The sequence below is a fragment of the Cellulomonas sp. plas2 genome (assembly GCF_057221735.1).
In genome coordinates, this window is the sequence record NZ_CM170155.1 from 2,379,061 (window position 1) to 2,395,196 (window position 16,136).

Below are 16,136 nucleotides of genomic sequence, written 5' to 3' on the forward strand. Positions count from 1 at the left end.
CGCGCTCACACCGCGCTCACACCGCGACGGAGCGCAGCTCGGCGGCCAGCGTCTCGTCGACGCGCGCCCGCAGCAGCGTCCCCTCGGGGCGGTGCTCCTCCGCGTCGATCTCGCCGTGCTCGTGCACCCGGTTGACCAGGTCGCCGCGCTCGTACGGCACGACGACCTCGACCGGGACGCCCGGGCGCGGCAGCTGGTCGGCGATCAGCTGCCCCAGCGCCTCGATCCCCTCACCCGTGTGCGCCGAGACGACGACGGAGTGCAGCTCCCGCGACCGCAGCCGGGCCACCACGGCCGGGTCGGCACGGTCGACCTTGTTGAGCACGACGACCTCGGGCACGTCCATCGCACCGGGGATGTCCGCGAACACGTGCCGGACGGCCGCGATCTGCCCCTCCGGGTCGGGGTGCGACGCGTCGACGACGTGGAGGATGAGGTCCGCGTCCGCCACCTCCTCCAGCGTCGAGCGGAACGCCTCGACGAGCTGGTGGGGCAGGTCGCGCACGAACCCCACGGTGTCGGCCAGCGTGTAGGTGCGGCCGTCGGGGGTCTGCGCGCGCCGGACCGTCGGGTCCAGCGTGGCGAACAGCGCGTTCTCGACGAGCACGCCGGCGCCGGTCAGGCGGTTGAGCAGCGAGGACTTGCCGGCGTTGGTGTAGCCGGCGATGGCGACTGACGGGATCGCGTTGCGGCGGCGCGAGGCGCGCTTGGTCGCGCGCGCCGGCTCCATGGCCGCGATCTCCCGCCGCAGCCGCGCCATGCGGTTGCGGATGCGGCGGCGGTCGAGCTCGATCTTCGTCTCGCCGGGGCCGCGAGAGCCCATGCCGGCGCCCGCGCCGCCCACCTGGCCACCGGCCTGGCGGGACATGGACTCGCCCCAGCCGCGCAGGCGCGGGAGCAGGTACTCCAGCTGCGCCAGCTCGACCTGGGCCTTGCCCTCCCGCGACTTGGCGTGCTGGGCGAAGATGTCGAGGATCAGCGCGGTCCGGTCGACGACCTTCACGCGGACGACGTCCTCCAGCGAGCGGCGCTGGGAGGGCGCGAGCTCCCCGTCGACGACGACCGTGTCGGCCCCGACGGCGGCGACGACGGTCGCCAGCTCGGCGGCCTTGCCCGACCCGAGGTAGGTGCTGGGGTCGGGCGTCGCGCGGCGCTGCAGGAGCCCGTCGAGCACCTGCGAGCCGGCGGTCTCGGCGAGGGCGGCCAGCTCGCGCAGCGAGACCTCCGCCTCGGCCGCGCTGCTGCCGGACCAGAGGCCGACGAGCACGACGCGCTCGAGGCGCAGCTGGCGGTACTCGACCTCGGAGACGTCCTCGAGCTCGGTCGACAGACCGGCGACGCGCCGCAGGGAGGTGCGCTCCTCGAGGTCGAGCTGCTCGCCGTCGTAGGTGGAGTGGACGGTGCCGCCGGCCTGCACGGCCGTCCCGGCGCGTGCGAGCACGCGCGCCACCACGTCGTCGGCCACCTCCTGCGGCGTCCGCTCGGCGGACGGCTGGGTCGGGCGGATGGTGGGGCGGGCGTCGTTCACGCAGGTCCTCCGGGTCGGTGCTGCCGGGCGGTCCCGCCGCGGCCCGTCCAGGGTGGCACGCGTCCCCCCTCCCACGCACGCGTTTTCGCCCTGGGCCGAGCGCCGGAGCCGGGTGGGGCGAGCCCGCCGACGCGCGGCGTCGGGCGACCGCGCCGGTAGCCTGCGCGGGTGGACGGGCCCGAGCACTACTTCACCGCCGCGCCGGCCTCCGACGGCGAGCTGCGCACGCGCCGGGTGGACCTCGCCGGGCGGGCGCTGACCGTCCGGACGGCCGGCGGGGTCTTCTCCCCCGACCACGTGGACCACGCCACGCGGGTCCTGCTCGACCACGTCCCCGACCCGCCGGCCGACGGGGACCTGCTCGACCTCGGGTGCGGGTGGGGTCCGCTGGCGCTGACGATGGCGCTGCTGTCCCCCGCCGCCCGCGTGTGGGCGGTGGACGTCAACGCCCGCGCGCTGGACCTCGTCCGGCGCAACGCCCCGCTCGTCGCCCCGGGGACCGTGCTCCCGGCGCTGCCCGACGAGGTGCCGGCCACCACGACCTTCACCGCCCTGTGGTCCAACCCGCCCGTGCGCGTGGGCAAGCCGGCGCTGCACGCGCTGCTGCTGCGCTGGCTGCCGCGGCTGGCGCCCGGGGCCTCGGCGCACCTCGTCGTCGGGAGGAACCTGGGCGCGGACCCGCTGCAGCGATGGCTCGTGGAGCAGGGCTGGGACTGCACGCGCACCGCGTCGTCCAAGGGCTTCCGCGTGCTCGAGGTCCGCGCGACGTCCCGCCAGCCGTTCAGCCAGCCGTCCAGCTAGCCGTCCAGCTAGCCGTCCAGCTAGCCGTCCAGCGCGGCGACGAGGGCCCGGGCCCGCGCCAGCCCGGGGACGCCCTCCAGCCGCGCGACGGGCCGGCCGCCGGCGTCGAGCACGACGACCGTCGGCGTGCGCACGACCTCGAACCGGGCCGCGAGCGCGGCGTCGTGGGCGACGTCGACCTCGACGTGCGCCACCCCGTCCGTCGTCGCCACCACGCGCTCCAGGACGCGCCGGGCCGCCCGGCACGGGGCGCAGAACCCGGTGGAGAGCTGCAGGAACGTGGCCCGGGAGCCGAGCCGGTCCGCCGGCAGGACGGGTGCGGCCCCGGGCGCGTCCTCAGGCGAGGAGGGCGTCACGGTCCAGCACCGCGTCCGCGACGAGCACCGCCGGCCCCGCGAGCTCGACGTGCCCGCCGGCGAGCACCCGGACGCGCACGGTCCCGCCCGGCACGTCGACGAACCAGGTGTCGGGCGCCCCGGCCCCCGCCCACACCCGCACGGCGAGCGCGGCGGCGCACGCCCCGGTGCCGCAGGAGCGCGTCTCCCCCACCCCGCGCTCGTGCACCCGCATGCGGGCGCGCCCGACGAGCCGGCCGTCCGCGCCCGTCTCCTCGCCCGTCGGCAGCACGAGCTCGACGTTCGTCCCGGCGGGCGGCGCGGGCTCGACCAGGGGCACGGCCGTCAGGTCCGCGGCGACGAGCGCGCCCTCGTCGGGCAGCACGACGACCGTGTGCGGGTTGCCGAGGTCGACGTCGAGCCCGGGCAGCCCCGGCGGCAGACCGGGCACCGTGACGGCCGACCGGGCGTCCGGCAGCCCGGCCGGTGCCGCCGCGGGCCCCGCGCCGGGCCGGTCCCCGTCCCCGCCGCCCGTGCCGCCCGGCAGGCGCCACGGGCCCATGTCGACCGCGTACCAGTCGGGCTCCGGCGTGCCGTCGGCGCGGACGCCGGGCGCCGGCTCGTGCCGTACCACGCGCACGCCCGCACGCGTGCCGAGGACGAGGTCGCCGGTCGTGGGGTCCCACAGCCCGAGGCGCCGGGCCAGCAGGGCGGTGACGCGCACGCCGTTGCCGCACATCTCGGCCACGGACCCGTCTGCGTTGCGGTAGTCCATGAACAGGGTCGCGCGTGGGTCGTCGGCGAGCAGGGCCCGGCCCTCGGGCAGCGCCTCGCTCGCGACCAGGCGGATGACGCCGTCGCCGCCGAGGCCCGACCGCCGGTCCGCCAGCGCCCGCACGAGCGGCGCGTCGAGCTCCGTCCCGGGCTCGCGCCCGTCGAGCAGCACGAAGTCGTTCTGCGTGCCGTGCCCCTTGTGCACGTGCAGCGTGCGGGCGTGCGCGGGGGCGGCGGTCGTCGTCACGCGTCCAGCGTACGGGCGGCCCCCGGGCCGGAGCCGAGCGGCCGGCGCACGGGGCCGCGGTCGCCGGCCCCGGGCCCGTCCGTGGGCCCGTCCGTGGGCCCGTCCGTGGGCCCGTCCGGCCGCAGGTCGTCCGCGGACGCCCCGGCGGCGACGAGGCCGTCGGCGCGCGCGACCGCCGCCAGCGCGGCGCCGAGCAGGTCGCCCTCCTGCGCGTCGAGCCAGTGCACGCGCGGGTCCCGCCCGAACCACCCCATCTGCTTGCGGGCCAGCCGCCGGGTGCCGGCGACGACGTCCGCCCGGGCGGCGTCCTCGTCGCGCTCCCCGCGCAGGTGCGCCAGGACCTCCGCGTACCCGACCGCCCGCGAGGCCGTCCGGCCCAGCCCGCGTGCCGCGAGCCCCCGCACCTCGTCGACGAGGCCGTCGGCCCACATCCGCGCGACGCGCCGCTCGACCCGGGCGTCGAGGACCGCCCGGTCGCAGTCGAGCCCGAGCTGGAGGGCGGGCACCGCGTAGGCGTGGCGCGGGAGGTGGGCGCTGTAGGGGCGGCCGGTGAGGGCGACGACCTCGAGGGCGCGCACGACGCGCCGGGCGTTGCGCGGGCCGATCGACGCCGCCGCGACCGGGTCGACCCGCTCGAGCTCCGCGTGCAGCGCCCGCGCGCCCTCCCGCTCCACCCGCTCCTCGAGGCGGGCGCGGACCGCCGCGTCGGTCCCCGGGAAGTCGAGGTGGTCGAGCAGCGCCCGCACGTACAGGCCCGAACCGCCGACGACGACCGGCCGCCGCCCGCGCGCCACCACGTCCGCCACCGCCGCACGGGCGAGCGCCTGGTAGTCGGCCACCGACGCCTCCTCGGCGGGGTCGAGCACGTCGAGCACGTGGTGCGGCACGCCCCGGCGCGCCGCGGGCGGGACCTTGGCGGTGCCGACGTCCATCCCGCGGTACAGCTGCAGGGCGTCGGCGTTGACGACCTCGCCGTCGAGGGCCAGCGCGAGGGCGATCGCGAGGTCGGACTTGCCGGTCGCCGTCGGGCCGACGACGGCGACCACCAGCCCGGGGGCGGTCGGGACGGGAGGCAGCACCCGGGGCGCGGACGCGCTCATGCCCCGTCCGCCGCGGCCGGCAGCAGGAGCCCGACGGCGTGGAGCACGCCGAGGGACGCATCCACGGCCGGCGGCGTCCCGACGTGGCCGGCCGCCGTCCGGGCGGCGAGGGCGCCCGCGAGGACCTGCCAGGGCGCCCAGGCGCTCACCGCGAGCGCGGCCGCCGTCGCCTCGTCGAGCCCGGCGGGCGGCGGCCCGTCCGGGGCCGCCCACGCGCCGGGGTCGCCCAGGGCGGCGACGAGGGCCTCGTCGACGGCCGGCGCACGGGGGTCGTCGGCCAGCGGGCCGTCGGGTCCGTGGCGCGCGCTGCCGGAGCCGACGACGAGCAGCAGCAGCGGCCCCGGCTCCGCCACGAGTGCCGCACCCCACCGGCGCAGCACGGCGGCCCTGCCGGCCGTGCGTCCGTCGGGTCCGGCGCCGCCCGCACCAGCCGCACCCGCCCCCGCGACCTCGAGGACCGCCGACACGGGCGCGGCGTCGAGGCCGGCCGCGACCAGGACGTGCAGGGCGACGGCCACGCCGGTGCCCGGCGCGCCGATCGCCGGGCGCGCCGCGGCGACCCCGGGCACGGGCGTCGCGTCCCGCACGTCGACCTCCGGCACGTCGACAACCGGCACGACCGCGCCGAGGGCGGCGTCCGGCACCCCGGCCGCGGCGAAGGAGCCCCGCAGCCGCCCGACGAGCGCGCGGTCCGCGGGACCCGGGGCGACGACCGCCACCCGGAGGTCGGTCGCCCGGGCGACGACGCCGTCGTCGGCCGGGGTCCCCGGCCGCTCCCCGAGCGCGGCAGCGCCACGCCGGACGGCCGCGACGGCAGCCGTGCGCAGGTCGGCGAGCGGGTCGGAGCGCCCGGCCACGCCGGGCACCAGCAGCGCGGTGTCCGGCAGGGCGACGACGGCGAGGGGCACGGTGCGCACGGTAGTCGCGCGCGACGACGTGCACGGGTGGCGCTCACCACGACCTGCACGAGGCGGGCACGACGACGTGCACGGTCGACCGCGTCGCGGGAGCGCCCGGTAGGGTCGGCCCATGGGCGTGTTCGACCGCGGACGGCGGTGGCTGGGCCGCAGGACCGCGCCGGCCGCGGAGGTGCCGCCGGTCGAGGACCTGACGGACGCGGAGCTGCAGGACCGGGTGGCCGCGCTGCTGGCCGCCGAGCTCGGGCCGGCCGAGCCGGGCGAGGAGCACCCGACCTCGGTGACGCCGGCGCGGATCGCCGCCTGGATGACGGACCACGACTTCAGCTACTTCGTCGACAACGACGGCGACCTCGGCGGGCTGTGGCGGGGCCGGCTGTTCTACTTCTTCCTCTTCGGGGAGCGCTCGGAGATCCTCCAGGTGCGCGGCCAGTGGCACCGCGAGGCGTCGATCGAGCGCCTGGAGGAGGTCCTCGACCTCTGCAACGAGTGGAACGCCGAGCGGATCTGGCCGAAGGCCTACGTGCGGGTGCGGGACAACGGCCGCGTCCACGTCGTCTCCGAGGTCGCCGTCGACCTCGAGCACGGGGCGACCGACGCCCAGCTCGGCCAGCTCCTGTACTGCGGCCTGTCGACGGGCAGCATGCTCTTCGACGCCCTCGACGAGCGGTACCCGGACCCGGCGGGGGTGGCCCCGTGACGAGCCCCGAGTGGCTGCTGCGCGTCCTGGGCGGGCGCCCGAAGCCCGTCAAGCGGCCCGTGCGCCGCGACCCGCCCACCCCGCTGACGCGCGAGCGCATCGCCGACCACCTGCGGGCGCGCGGCTACAAGTTCGCCGTGGACGACGACGGCGACCTCACCGGCACCTGGGACGGCTCGCGTTTCTGGTTCCTCACCCTCGGCGACGAGGCGGAGATCCTCCAGGTGCGGGGCCGCTGGCACCGCACGCTGCCGGTCGACCAGCGCGCGGCGGTCGGGCTGGCGCTGAACGACTGGAACCGCGAGCGCATCTGGCCCAAGGCCTACGTGCGCGAGGAGGAGGGCACGCTCGCGCTCTACAGCGAGGTGTCCGCCGACCTGGAGGCCGGTGTCACCGACCGGCAGCTCGCCCAGCTGCTCGCGTGCGGGCTCGGCACCGGCGTGCACATGTTCACCGCGCTGGACGCGCTCCTGCCGGCCGGCGACGGCGCGGCGGACGAGGACATCCCCGACAACTGACCGGCGGGGACGACCGACCGGCGCTCTCAGCGCAGCGGGCGGCCGAGCGTCGGCAGCCCGAGGACGACGGGGCCGGCCGGGGCCGGGGTGCCGCAGGCGTCCCCGCCGTGCGCGTGCTCGTCGCCCCCCGACTGCCGCGCCGCCCACGCGTCCCCCGCGCGGGTGCGGCGGACGGCGAACGTCCCGCCCGCGAGCGCGGAGTCGGCCACGAGGTGGTGCGGCGCCGCCCGGGTGACCGTGACGCGGACGAGGTCGCCCGGGCGCGGGGCCTCGTCGGGGGCCGTGCCCGGCGGGAGGGACAGGTGGACGAGCCGGTTGTCCTCGGCGCGACCGGTGGTGCGGCGGCTGACGCCGTCCTTGCGCCCCTCCCCCTCGGCGACCAGCACCTCGACCGTGCGCCCGACCTGGGCCTGGTTCTCCTCGAGCGAGATGCGCTCCTGCAGCGCGACGAGTCGCTCGTAGCGCTCCTGCACCACCGCCTTGGGCAGCTGGTCGGGCAGGTCGGCGGCGGGCGTGCCGGGGCGGGGCGAGTACTGGAAGGTGAAGGCGGAGGCGAAGCGCGACGCCTCGACGACCTCCAGGGTGCGGGCGAAGTCCTCCTCCGTCTCGCCCGGGAACCCGACGATGACGTCGGTCGTGATCGCGGCGTGCGGGATGGCCGCGCGGACCCGGTCGAGGATGCCGAGGAAGCGGTCGGCGCGGTAGGACCGGCGCATGGCGCGCAGCACGCGGTCGGAGCCCGACTGCAGCGGCATGTGCAGCTGCGGCATGACCGTGGGCGTCTCCGCCATCGCGGCGATCACGTCGTCGGAGAAGGACGCGGGGTGCGGGGAGGTGAACCGCACGCGCTCGAGCCCCGGCACCGCCCCGACCGCGCGCAGGAGCTGCGCGAACGCCGTCCGGTCGCCGAAGCCGACGCCGTAGGAGTTGACGTTCTGCCCGAGCAGGGTCACCTCCACGGCGCCCTGGGCGACGAGCGCCTCGACCTCGGCCAGCACGTCGCCGGGGCGGCGGTCGCGCTCCTTGCCGCGCAGGTGCGGCACGATGCAGAACGTGCAGGTGTTGTTGCAGCCGACGGAGATGGACACCCAGCCGGCGTAGACGGACTCGCGGCGCGTGGGCAGCGTCGAGGGGAAGACCTGCAGGGACTCCGCGATCTCCACCTGCGCGGCGGCGTTGTGCCGGGCGCGCTCGAGCAGCGCGGGCAGCACGTCGAGGTTGTGCGTGCCGAAGACGACGTCCACCCAGGGCGCGCGGTCGACGATCGTCGAGCGGTCCTTCTGCGCCAGGCACCCGCCCACGGCGATCTGCATGCCGGGGCGCTCGCGCTTGCGGCCCGCCAGCCGGCCCAGGTTGCCGTACAGCTTGTCGGCCGCGTTCTCCCGGACCGCGCACGTGTTGATGACGATGACGTCGGCGTCCTCCGCCGCGGCCGACGCGGGGTCCGCGGCCACGTAGCCGGCCTGCTCGAGCATGCCCGCCATGTGCTCGGAGTCGTGCACGTTCATCTGGCACCCGAGGGTGCGCACGAGGTAGGTGCGCACGTCCGGCCGACCGGTGGTCGGACCGTCGTGCACGGCGGCCTCGGCGCGCCCGTCGGCACCGGAGGCCGGGGCGCGCGTCGCGGGAGGGGCGGAGACGGTGAGCGTGGTGGACATCACCGCCCAGCGTACGGCGGGCGTCGGGCACTCCCGGCACGCGCGCGGGCTGCCCGTCGCACGCCGACCGCCGGGCGCACCGGGCCGTCGAGGTCCGTGCGCTCGCGTCGGTGCTGGTCAGGGCCCCGTCCGGCGCGCCGGGGGCCCGCGCTGCCGTGGCGTCCGGCGCCCGGGCGACGGCGTGCGCGGGCGCCGGCCGGACGGGAGCCGCTCGACCGGACGAGGACGTCCCCGCGGCCGGACTGTGGCCCGTTCGTGACCATCGGTGCTGGTCACGACGCCCGATACGACCTAGTTTCACGGCATGGCCAGCCCTCCACCGGGTCCTCCCCCGCCCGACACGACGGTCGGCGGGACCGTCCCGAGCGCCCCGACGACCGCCGACGACGTGCCGCGACCGGCCGCCGCTCCCGCGCGCCGCTCCACCGTCGGCGCGCCGCTCGTCGTGCTGCGCGGCGTGCAGAAGCACTTCGGCGCCCTCCACGTGCTCAAGGACGTGGACCTGAGCATCGGGCGCGGCGAGGTCGTCGTCCTCGTCGGGCCGTCCGGCAGCGGCAAGTCCACGCTGTGCCGCACGATCAACCGGCTGGAGACGATCGACGAGGGCACCATCACGATCGACGGCGCGCCGCTCCCCGAGGAGGGCCGCGCGCTCGCCCGGCTGCGCGCCGACGTCGGCATGGTGTTCCAGTCCTTCAACCTCTTCGCGCACCGGACCGTGCTGGAGAACGTCACGCTCGGACCGACGAAGGCCAAGGGCGTCAAGCCGGCCGCGGCGAAGGCCCGCGCGCAGGAGCTGCTGGCGCGCGTCGGCGTCGCGGACCAGGCGGGCAAGCTGCCCGGGCAGCTGTCGGGCGGTCAGCAGCAGCGCGTGGCCATCGCGCGGGCGCTGGCCATGGACCCGAAGGTCATGCTGTTCGACGAGCCGACGTCGGCGCTCGACCCCGAGATGATCAACGAGGTCCTCGACGTCATGACCGCCCTGGCGGCGGACGGCATGACGATGCTCGTCGTCACGCACGAGATGGGCTTCGCCCGCCGGGCCGCGCACCGGGTGGTGTTCATGGACCGCGGGCAGGTCGTCGAGCAGGCGGAGCCGGAGCAGTTCTTCGCCGCCCCGCGCAGCGACCGCGCCCGCGACTTCCTGTCGAAGATCCTCACCCACTGACCGCACCGACAGCACCGACCGCACCGACCGAACGACGGCCGGGCCCACACCGCCCGGCCGGGAGCACCACCCACACGAAGGGGACCGACATGCGCGCACGACGACTCGCGGTGGCCATGGCCGCCGCGGCCACCCTCACGCTCGCCGGCTGTTCCGGCGGCGACGGCGGCGGAGGCACCGAGCCCGCGGCGAGCGGCAGCGCCGGCGCCGGAGAGGGCTCCTCGGAGACCCTCCGCATCGGCATCAAGTTCGACCAGCCGGGCCTGGGCTACCAGGACGGCTCCGAGTACACGGGCTTCGACGTCGACGTCGCCCGGTACGTCGCCGAGGCGCTCGGCTACTCCGAGGACCAGATCGAGTGGGTGCAGGCGCCGTCCGCGCAGCGCGAGAACCTGCTGCAGACCGGCCAGGTCGACATGATCTTCGCGACCTACTCGATCACGGACACCCGCAAGGAGGTCATCTCCTTCGCGGGCCCGTACTTCGTCGCGGGGCAGGACCTGCTCGTCGCGGCGGACGACGACTCCATCACCGGGCCGGAGGACCTCGAGGGCAAGAACCTGTGCTCCGTCACCGGCTCGACCTCCGCTCAGCGGATCAAGGACGAGTACGCGACGGGCACCAACCTGCTCGAGCAGCCCGGCTACGCCGAGTGCGTCACGGCCCTGACGTCCGGCGCGGTGGACGCGGTCACCACCGACGACATCATCCTCGCGGGCCTGGCAGCCCAGCCCGCCAACGAGGGTCAGGTGAAGGTCGTCGGCAACCCGTTCTCGGAGGAGAACTACGGCGTCGGGCTCCCGTTGGACTCCGACCGCTGCGAGGCCGTGACCGAGGCCATCACGGCGATGATCGAGGACGGCTCGTGGGAGCAGATCCTGCAGGACAACGTCGGCGCGTCGGGGTACGAGGCGAACGCCGACCTCAACCCGCCCACGCCCGAGGCCTGCGCCTGACCGGCACCGACCACTGACGCGGGTCCGCCGCGCCGCGCCCCCGGGCACGGCGGCGCGGCGGACCTCCGTCGCACGCACGACCGAGGGAGTGGAGGGCAGGCGTGGACGAGGGCTACCTCGCACGGCTGGGCACGCTGCTGGAGCAGTACGACGTGCCGGCGGCGTTCTGGGTCAACATCCAGCTCACGGTCTGGGCCGGCCTGCTCGCGCTCGCGCTGGGGACCGTGCTGGCCGTCATGCGCATCTCGCCCGTGGCGAGCCTGCGGGCGCTCGGCGCCGGATACGTCACCGTGCTGCGCAACACGCCGCTGACGATCATCCTCGTGTTCTGCACCCTGGGGCTGTGGGGGCAGCTCGGCGTGACGCTGTCTTCCGACTTCACCAGCAACTTCTTCCGGCTCGCCGTGCTCGGCCTCGCGGTGTACCACGCGGCCTTCGTGTGCGAGGCCCTGCGCTCCGGCGTCAACACCGTGCCGGTCGGCCAGGCCGAGGCGGCGCGGGCGCTCGGCCTCCGCTTCAGCCAGTCGGCGCGGCTCGTGATCCTCCCGCAGGCCTTCCGGGGCGCGGTCGCCCCCTTGGGCAACGTCCTCATCGCGCTCATCAAGAACTCCACCGTCGCGGCCGTGGCGTCGGTGGCGGAGACCTCGGGGCTCATGCGCCAGATGATCGAGTTCCGGCCCGACGTCGTGCTCGGCATCTTCCTCGTGTTCGCGCTCGGGTACGTCGTGGTCGTCGTGCCCGTCGGGCTCGCGACGACCGCGCTGTCGCGCCGGCTGGCGGTGGCCCGGTGAGCGGGCGGTCGGTCCTGTTCGACGCGCCCGGGCCCGTGACGCGGCGCCGGGTGCTCGTCGCCAACGTGGTCGGCGGCGTGCTCGTCGCGGCCCTGGTCGCGGTGGTGCTGCTGCGGCTCGCCGAGAAGGGCCAGCTCGACGCGGCGAGGTGGTCGCCGTTCCTCACCGCAGGGCCGTGGACGAACTTCCTGCTGCCGGGCCTGGTGGAGACCCTGCGGGCGGCCGCGATCGCGATGGTCACGTCCGGGGTGTTCGGCCTCGTGTTCGGGCTCGGGCGCCTGTCGCCCTCGCGGGTCGTACGGGCGGTGTGCGGCACGGTCGTCGAGTTCTTCCGGGCGGTGCCCGTGCTGCTCATGATGATCTTCTTCTGGCTGGGCCTCGCCCAGCTCGACCTGTTCGCGCCGCAGGACCTCCCGCTGGTCGGCGTGGTGCTCGGGCTGACGCTCTACAACGGGTCCGTCGTCGCGGAGCTGGTCCGCTCCGGCGTGCACAGCCTGCCGAAGGGGCAGCGGGAGGCGGCGCTCGCCGTCGGGCTGCGGCCCGGGCAGTCGCTGCGGCTCGTCGAGGTCCCGCAGGCGCTCATCGCGATGCTGCCGGCCCTGGCCAGCCAGCTCGTCGTCATCCTCAAGGACACGGCGCTCGGCGTCATCATCACGTACCCCGAGCTGCTCGACAGCGCCCGTCGGCTCGGGTCGGGGCAGGGGAACATCCTGCAGTCCCTCGTGGTGGCGGCCGTCGTCTTCATCGTCATCAACGACCTGCTCACCCGCCTCGCCCAGTGGCTGGCCGGGCGTGCGGGCCGCCGCACCGCCGGGACCGCCAGCGCGGAGGCACCGGCCCTCACCGTCACCACGCGCTGAGCCCCGCGGCGGCGACCTCCCGCGCGACCCATCTCGCCGGCCATGTCCAGGCGACGCCGGGAAGCCCCCCGGCTCAGCCCGCCGTGGCGCTCGCGCGCAGCTCGCGCACGACCGTCACGCGGATCTCCCCCGGATAGCTGAGGTCCTGCTCGATGTGCCGGGCGATCGCGTCCGCCAGCCGCGGCAGGTCCTCGTCCCGCACCTCCTCGGGCTCGACGACGACGCGCACCTCGCGCCCGGCCGACATGGCCAGCGCCCGGCGGACGCCGCCGTGCTCGGCGACGAGGCTCTCCAGGCGCCCCATGCGCTCGACGAACTGGTCCAGCTCGTCGTGCCGGGCGCCCGGCCGGGCGGCGGAGATCGCGTCGGCGACCTGCACGAGCACCGCCTCCACGGTCTCGGGACGGACCTCGTCGTGGTGCGCGGCGATGGCGTTGACGACCGCCGCGCTCTCGCCGCACCGGCGGGCCAGGGCCGCGCCGACCTCGGCGTGCGTGCCCGGCAGCTCGGCCGTCAGCGCCTTGCCGACGTCGTGCAGGAACGCCCCGCGCCGCGCCAGCGCGACGTCCGCCCCCACCTCGGCCGCCAGGGCCGCCGCGAGCAGCGCGCACTCGACGAGGTGCTCGAGCACGTCCTGCCCGTAGGACGTCCGCAGCCGCAGCCGGCCCAGCGTGCGCACGAGCTCGGGGTGCAGGTCGGCCACCCCGGCGCGCGCCGCCGCCGCGTGGCCGGCCGCCTCCGTGCGGTCGTCGGCACCCGCGAGCGCGTCGGCGTACGCGCTCTCGATCCGCGGCGGGCTGATCCGGCCGTCGAGGAGGAGGGCCTCCATGGCGACGCGGGCGACCTCCCGTCGCTCCGCGTCGAAGGCGGACAGCACCACGGTCCCCGGCACCTCGTCGACGAGGACGTCCACGCCGGTCAGGGCCTCGAAGGCACGGATGTTGCGCCCCTCCTTGCCGATCACCCGTCCCTTGAGCTCGGGCGCGGGCAGACGGACGCTGACGACCGAGACCGCCGAGCTCGACGGGCCCGCGAGCCGCTGCACCGCCGTGGTGACGGCGCGGGTCGCCCTCGCCTGGGCGGACCGGCGGGCGGCCGCCTCCAGGCGGCGCACCTGCGCCTCGGCGTCGCGCTCGGCGTCGGCCACGAGCCGGCGCCGCAGCTCCTCCCGCGCCTCCTCCACGTCCAGGCCCGCCGTCGCCTCCACCGTCCGCAGCGCCTCCGCCTGCGCCGCCGCGACGACGGCCTCCGCGTCCTGCCGGGCCTGCTCGCGCGTGCCGGCCACCTGCCGCCGCACGTCGGCCAGCAGGTCGCCCGCCTCGCGGCGAGCCGCTGCGAGCACGTCGTCGGCCTCGCGGCGAGCGCCCGTCAGCACCTCCCCCGCCTCTCGACGGGCGCCGGCCAGCACACCGTCCGCCGCACGGCGGGCCCCCTCGGCCATCTCGTCGGCGAGCCGGCGCGCCGCCGCCACCCGCTCCTGGTCCTCGGCGAGGCGTGCGGCACCGGCCTCCGTCCGCGCCGCGAGGGCGCCCACCGCCGCCTCCCGCACCGCGAGGGCGGCCTCCGCCTGCCGCAGGTCGGACGAGCGCTGCTCGACCGCTCCCTCGCGGGACGCCACCGCGCGCTCCCGGTCGCCGAGCGCCTCCTCGCGCCGCCGCACCGCCTCCTCGCGGCCGTGCAGCGCCTCCTCGCGCCCGTCCTGCGCCGGGGCACGACCGCCCGCCGCCCGACGGGCGCCGAGCACCAGGACGGCCGCGAGCACGAGCACGACCAGCACCACCACCGTGGCGACGACCGGGGCTGACGGCACGTCCACCTCCTCGACGTCGACGGGGCCGCGGCGCGGCCGGAGGGCTCATCCTCGCCCACGCAGCCCTGCCGTCGTCGCCGACCGCGCCGCGCCCGCCCCGCCCGTGCAGGACCGGCGGGCCCGACGACCGCTCGCGACCCGCCCGCGACCCGCTCGCGACGACCGGCTCGTGCACGACCGGCTCGTGCACGACCGGCTCGTGACGACCGGCCGCTCACGACGAGCCGACGCCGCCGCGCCCTCTCCTGTCCGTGCCGGGCTAGTCCATGCCCAGCTCGTCGGTGTCGGGCAGGCTCACACCGTCGGTCCCGGCCGCCAGCTCCTCGCGGACGAGCCGCAGCACCAGTCCGGGCGCGTACCCCTTGCGACCGAGGGCCGCCACGGTCCGCCGGACGCGGACCTGCGCGTCCAGACCGGCGGTGGCGGCCAGCCGCCGGCGCACGAGGCCGCGCGCGGCCCGCTCCTCGTCGTCGGCGTCCACCGTCGCCAGGGCCTCGGCCGCCGTCTCCTCGTCGATGCCCCGACGACGCAGCTCGGCGCCGATGGCACGCCGTGCGAGCCCGCGCTCGGCCTGGCGCGTGCGCACGAGGACCCGGGCGAACTCCGCGTCGTCGACGAGCCCGACCTCGGTGAAGCGGTCGAGCACGCGCTCGGCCACGTCCTCGGGCACGTCCTTGCGGGCCATCGCCTCGGCCAGCTGGTGCCGGCTGCGCGCGGCACCCGTGAGCAGCCGTAGCGCGACCGCGCGCGCGACGGCCTCGGCGTCGGGTTCCCGGTCCTGCAGGGCGGAGCCGGTCGGGGGCGGCTCGTCCGTCGGCCGCCCCCGGCCCCGCCTCGTCCCTGTCACCATCAGAGGGCGGGCACGGTCAGAAGTCGACCGGGACCGCGTCGTCCGCCGGGGCGTCGACGCGGGCGCCGACCCCCAGCTTCTCCTTGATCTTCTTGTCCAGCTCGTCCGCCAGCTCGGGGTTGTCGCGCAGGAACGACCGCGCGTTCTCCTTGCCCTGGCCGAGCTGGTCGCCCTCGTACGTGTACCAGGCACCCGACTTGCGGACGAAGCCGTGCTCCACCCCCATGTCGATGAGGCTCCCCTCCCGGGAGATCCCGACGCCGTAGAGGATGTCGAACTCGGCCTGCTTGAAGGGCGGCGCCAACTTGTTCTTGACGACCTTGACCCGGGTCCGGTTGCCGACCGCGTCGGTGCCCTCCTTGAGGGTCTCGATGCGGCGGATGTCCATCCGCACGGAGGCGTAGAACTTCAGCGCCTTGCCGCCGGTGGTGGTCTCGGGGGAGCCGAAGAAGACCCCGATCTTCTCCCGCAGCTGGTTGATGAAGATCGCCGTGGTGCCGGAGGAGTTGAGCGCACCGGTGATCTTGCGCAGCGCCTGCGACATGAGCCGCGCCTGGAGGCCGACGTGGCTGTCGCCCATCTCCCCCTCGATCTCGGCCTTGGGCACGAGGGCGGCGACCGAGTCGATGACGACGATGTCGATCGCGCCGGAGCGGATCAGCATGTCCATGATCTCGAGCGCCTGCTCACCCGTGTCCGGCTGCGAGACGAGCAGCGCGTCGGTGTCGACGCCCAGCTTCTTCGCGTACTCCGGGTCCAGCGCGTGCTCCGCGTCGATGAAGGCGGCGATCCCGCCGGCGCGCTGGGCGTTGGCCACCGCGTGCAGGGCCACCGTCGTCTTGCCGGACGACTCCGGGCCGTAGATCTCGATGACGCGGCCGCGGGGCAGGCCGCCGATCCCGAGCGCCACGTCCAGGGCGATGGAGCCCGTGGGGATGACCTCGACGGGGGCGCGCCCCTCGTCGCCGAGGCGCATCACCGACCCCTTGCCGAACTGGCGGTCGATCTGGCTGAGGGCGACCTCGAGAGCCTTCTCGCGGTCCTTGGGTGCTACGGGCATGGCGTCCACCTGTCGTCCTGGGCAGCGGGTGCGCTGCGGCCTGCGGGGGCTGGTCTCTGACGC

The 16,136-nt window shown here is 76.4% G+C and carries 16 protein-coding genes; 7 read left to right on the forward strand and 9 right to left on the reverse strand.

The annotated features are described in order from the left end of the window. Positions 1 to 16: 16 nt before the first annotated feature. Entirely contained in the window at positions 17 to 1,528 is a 1,512-nt protein-coding gene (gene hflX / locus AC2TDM_RS10685) for a GTPase HflX (RefSeq protein ID WP_090030236.1), read from the reverse strand. A 168-nt stretch (positions 1,529 to 1,696) separates the two neighbouring features. On the opposite strand from hflX, the gene AC2TDM_RS10690 reads away from it, so the two are divergent. Further along, the gene (locus AC2TDM_RS10690) at positions 1,697 to 2,329 is read left to right on the forward strand and encodes a class I SAM-dependent methyltransferase (protein ID WP_484634590.1); all 633 of its coding nucleotides are present in this window, start codon (positions 1,697 to 1,699) and stop codon (positions 2,327 to 2,329) included. A gap of 20 nt (positions 2,330 to 2,349) precedes the next feature. Here AC2TDM_RS10690 and AC2TDM_RS10695 read toward each other — a convergent pair whose 3' ends face one another. From AC2TDM_RS10695 to AC2TDM_RS10710, 4 genes are read right to left on the reverse strand one after another with little or no spacing between them, the layout of a single operon-like run. Next, entirely contained in the window at positions 2,350 to 2,685 is a 336-nt protein-coding gene (locus tag AC2TDM_RS10695; protein ID WP_090030232.1) for a thioredoxin family protein, read from the reverse strand. Continuing rightward, the gene (locus tag AC2TDM_RS10700; RefSeq protein WP_484634591.1) at positions 2,666 to 3,685 is read right to left on the reverse strand and encodes a diaminopimelate epimerase; all 1,020 of its coding nucleotides are present in this window, start codon (positions 3,683 to 3,685) and stop codon (positions 2,666 to 2,668) included. Before AC2TDM_RS10700 ends, AC2TDM_RS10695 begins: the two co-directional genes overlap by 20 nt. Then, complete coding sequence (miaA, locus tag AC2TDM_RS10705; RefSeq protein ID WP_484634592.1) at positions 3,682 to 4,785, reverse strand: tRNA (adenosine(37)-N6)-dimethylallyltransferase MiaA; 1,104 nt, start codon at positions 4,783 to 4,785, stop codon at positions 3,682 to 3,684. The genes AC2TDM_RS10700 and miaA overlap by 4 nt, the downstream gene beginning before the upstream one ends. Next, complete coding sequence (locus AC2TDM_RS10710; protein WP_139224269.1) at positions 4,782 to 5,693, reverse strand: hypothetical protein; 912 nt, start codon at positions 5,691 to 5,693, stop codon at positions 4,782 to 4,784. The genes miaA and AC2TDM_RS10710 overlap by 4 nt, the downstream gene beginning before the upstream one ends. A 121-nt stretch (positions 5,694 to 5,814) precedes the next feature. On the opposite strand from AC2TDM_RS10710, the gene AC2TDM_RS10715 reads away from it, so the two are divergent. Then, positions 5,815 to 6,402: a type III secretion system chaperone family protein gene (locus AC2TDM_RS10715; RefSeq protein WP_090030225.1), complete on the forward strand. Its 588-nt coding sequence runs from the start codon at positions 5,815 to 5,817 to the stop codon at positions 6,400 to 6,402. Then, positions 6,399 to 6,920, forward strand: a complete 522-nt coding sequence (locus tag AC2TDM_RS10720; protein WP_090030223.1) for a type III secretion system chaperone family protein — start codon at positions 6,399 to 6,401, stop codon at positions 6,918 to 6,920. The genes AC2TDM_RS10715 and AC2TDM_RS10720 overlap by 4 nt, the downstream gene beginning before the upstream one ends. A gap of 26 nt (positions 6,921 to 6,946) precedes the next feature. On the opposite strand, the gene miaB is transcribed toward AC2TDM_RS10720, so the two are convergent. Beyond that, positions 6,947 to 8,578: a tRNA (N6-isopentenyl adenosine(37)-C2)-methylthiotransferase MiaB gene (miaB, locus tag AC2TDM_RS10725; protein ID WP_484634593.1), complete on the reverse strand. Its 1,632-nt coding sequence runs from the start codon at positions 8,576 to 8,578 to the stop codon at positions 6,947 to 6,949. Between the two features lie 304 nt (positions 8,579 to 8,882). On the opposite strand from miaB, the gene AC2TDM_RS10730 reads away from it, so the two are divergent. The 4 genes from AC2TDM_RS10730 (at position 8,883) to AC2TDM_RS10745 (ending at position 12,353) form a co-directional block, all read left to right on the forward strand. Further along, positions 8,883 to 9,746 carry an amino acid ABC transporter ATP-binding protein gene (locus AC2TDM_RS10730; protein WP_484634594.1) on the forward strand — a complete coding sequence of 288 codons (864 nt, stop codon included), beginning with the start codon at positions 8,883 to 8,885 and terminating at the stop codon, positions 9,744 to 9,746. A gap of 89 nt (positions 9,747 to 9,835) precedes the next feature. After that, positions 9,836 to 10,702, forward strand: coding sequence for a glutamate ABC transporter substrate-binding protein (locus AC2TDM_RS10735; RefSeq protein WP_484634595.1), 867 nt, complete (start codon positions 9,836 to 9,838; stop codon positions 10,700 to 10,702). A 101-nt stretch (positions 10,703 to 10,803) separates the two neighbouring features. Continuing rightward, positions 10,804 to 11,493, forward strand: coding sequence for an amino acid ABC transporter permease (locus AC2TDM_RS10740; protein ID WP_484634596.1), 690 nt, complete (start codon positions 10,804 to 10,806; stop codon positions 11,491 to 11,493). After that, positions 11,490 to 12,353 carry an amino acid ABC transporter permease gene (locus tag AC2TDM_RS10745; protein WP_090030215.1) on the forward strand — a complete coding sequence of 288 codons (864 nt, stop codon included), beginning with the start codon at positions 11,490 to 11,492 and terminating at the stop codon, positions 12,351 to 12,353. Before AC2TDM_RS10740 ends, AC2TDM_RS10745 begins: the two co-directional genes overlap by 4 nt. A gap of 73 nt (positions 12,354 to 12,426) precedes the next feature. On the opposite strand, the gene rny is transcribed toward AC2TDM_RS10745, so the two are convergent. From rny to recA, 3 genes are all read right to left on the reverse strand, one after another. After that, complete coding sequence (gene rny / locus AC2TDM_RS10750) at positions 12,427 to 14,163, reverse strand: ribonuclease Y (RefSeq protein WP_484634597.1); 1,737 nt, start codon at positions 14,161 to 14,163, stop codon at positions 12,427 to 12,429. 259 nt (positions 14,164 to 14,422) lie between these two features. Further along, positions 14,423 to 15,013: a regulatory protein RecX gene (locus AC2TDM_RS10755; protein WP_090030211.1), complete on the reverse strand. Its 591-nt coding sequence runs from the start codon at positions 15,011 to 15,013 to the stop codon at positions 14,423 to 14,425. A 16-nt stretch (positions 15,014 to 15,029) separates the two neighbouring features. After that, positions 15,030 to 16,073 carry a recombinase RecA gene (recA, locus tag AC2TDM_RS10760; protein WP_090030519.1) on the reverse strand — a complete coding sequence of 348 codons (1,044 nt, stop codon included), beginning with the start codon at positions 16,071 to 16,073 and terminating at the stop codon, positions 15,030 to 15,032. Between the last annotated feature and the right edge of the window lie 63 nt (positions 16,074 to 16,136).

Bases quoted from the DNA above. Each gene is read 5' to 3' on its own strand.
- AC2TDM_RS10755 (WP_090030211.1), bottom strand. From the start codon at position 15,013: ATGGTGACAGGGACGAGGCGGGGCCGGGGGCGGCCGACGGACGAGCCG.
- miaA (WP_484634592.1), bottom strand. From the start codon at position 4,785: ATGAGCGCGTCCGCGCCCCGGGTGCTGCCTCCCGTCCCGACCGCCCCC.
- AC2TDM_RS10730 (WP_484634594.1), top strand. From the start codon at position 8,883: ATGGCCAGCCCTCCACCGGGTCCTCCCCCGCCCGACACGACGGTCGGC.
- AC2TDM_RS10715 (WP_090030225.1), top strand. From the start codon at position 5,815: ATGGGCGTGTTCGACCGCGGACGGCGGTGGCTGGGCCGCAGGACCGCG.
- recA (WP_090030519.1), bottom strand. From the start codon at position 16,073: ATGCCCGTAGCACCCAAGGACCGCGAGAAGGCTCTCGAGGTCGCCCTC.
- AC2TDM_RS10735 (WP_484634595.1), top strand. From the start codon at position 9,836: ATGCGCGCACGACGACTCGCGGTGGCCATGGCCGCCGCGGCCACCCTC.
- miaB (WP_484634593.1), bottom strand. From the start codon at position 8,578: ATGTCCACCACGCTCACCGTCTCCGCCCCTCCCGCGACGCGCGCCCCG.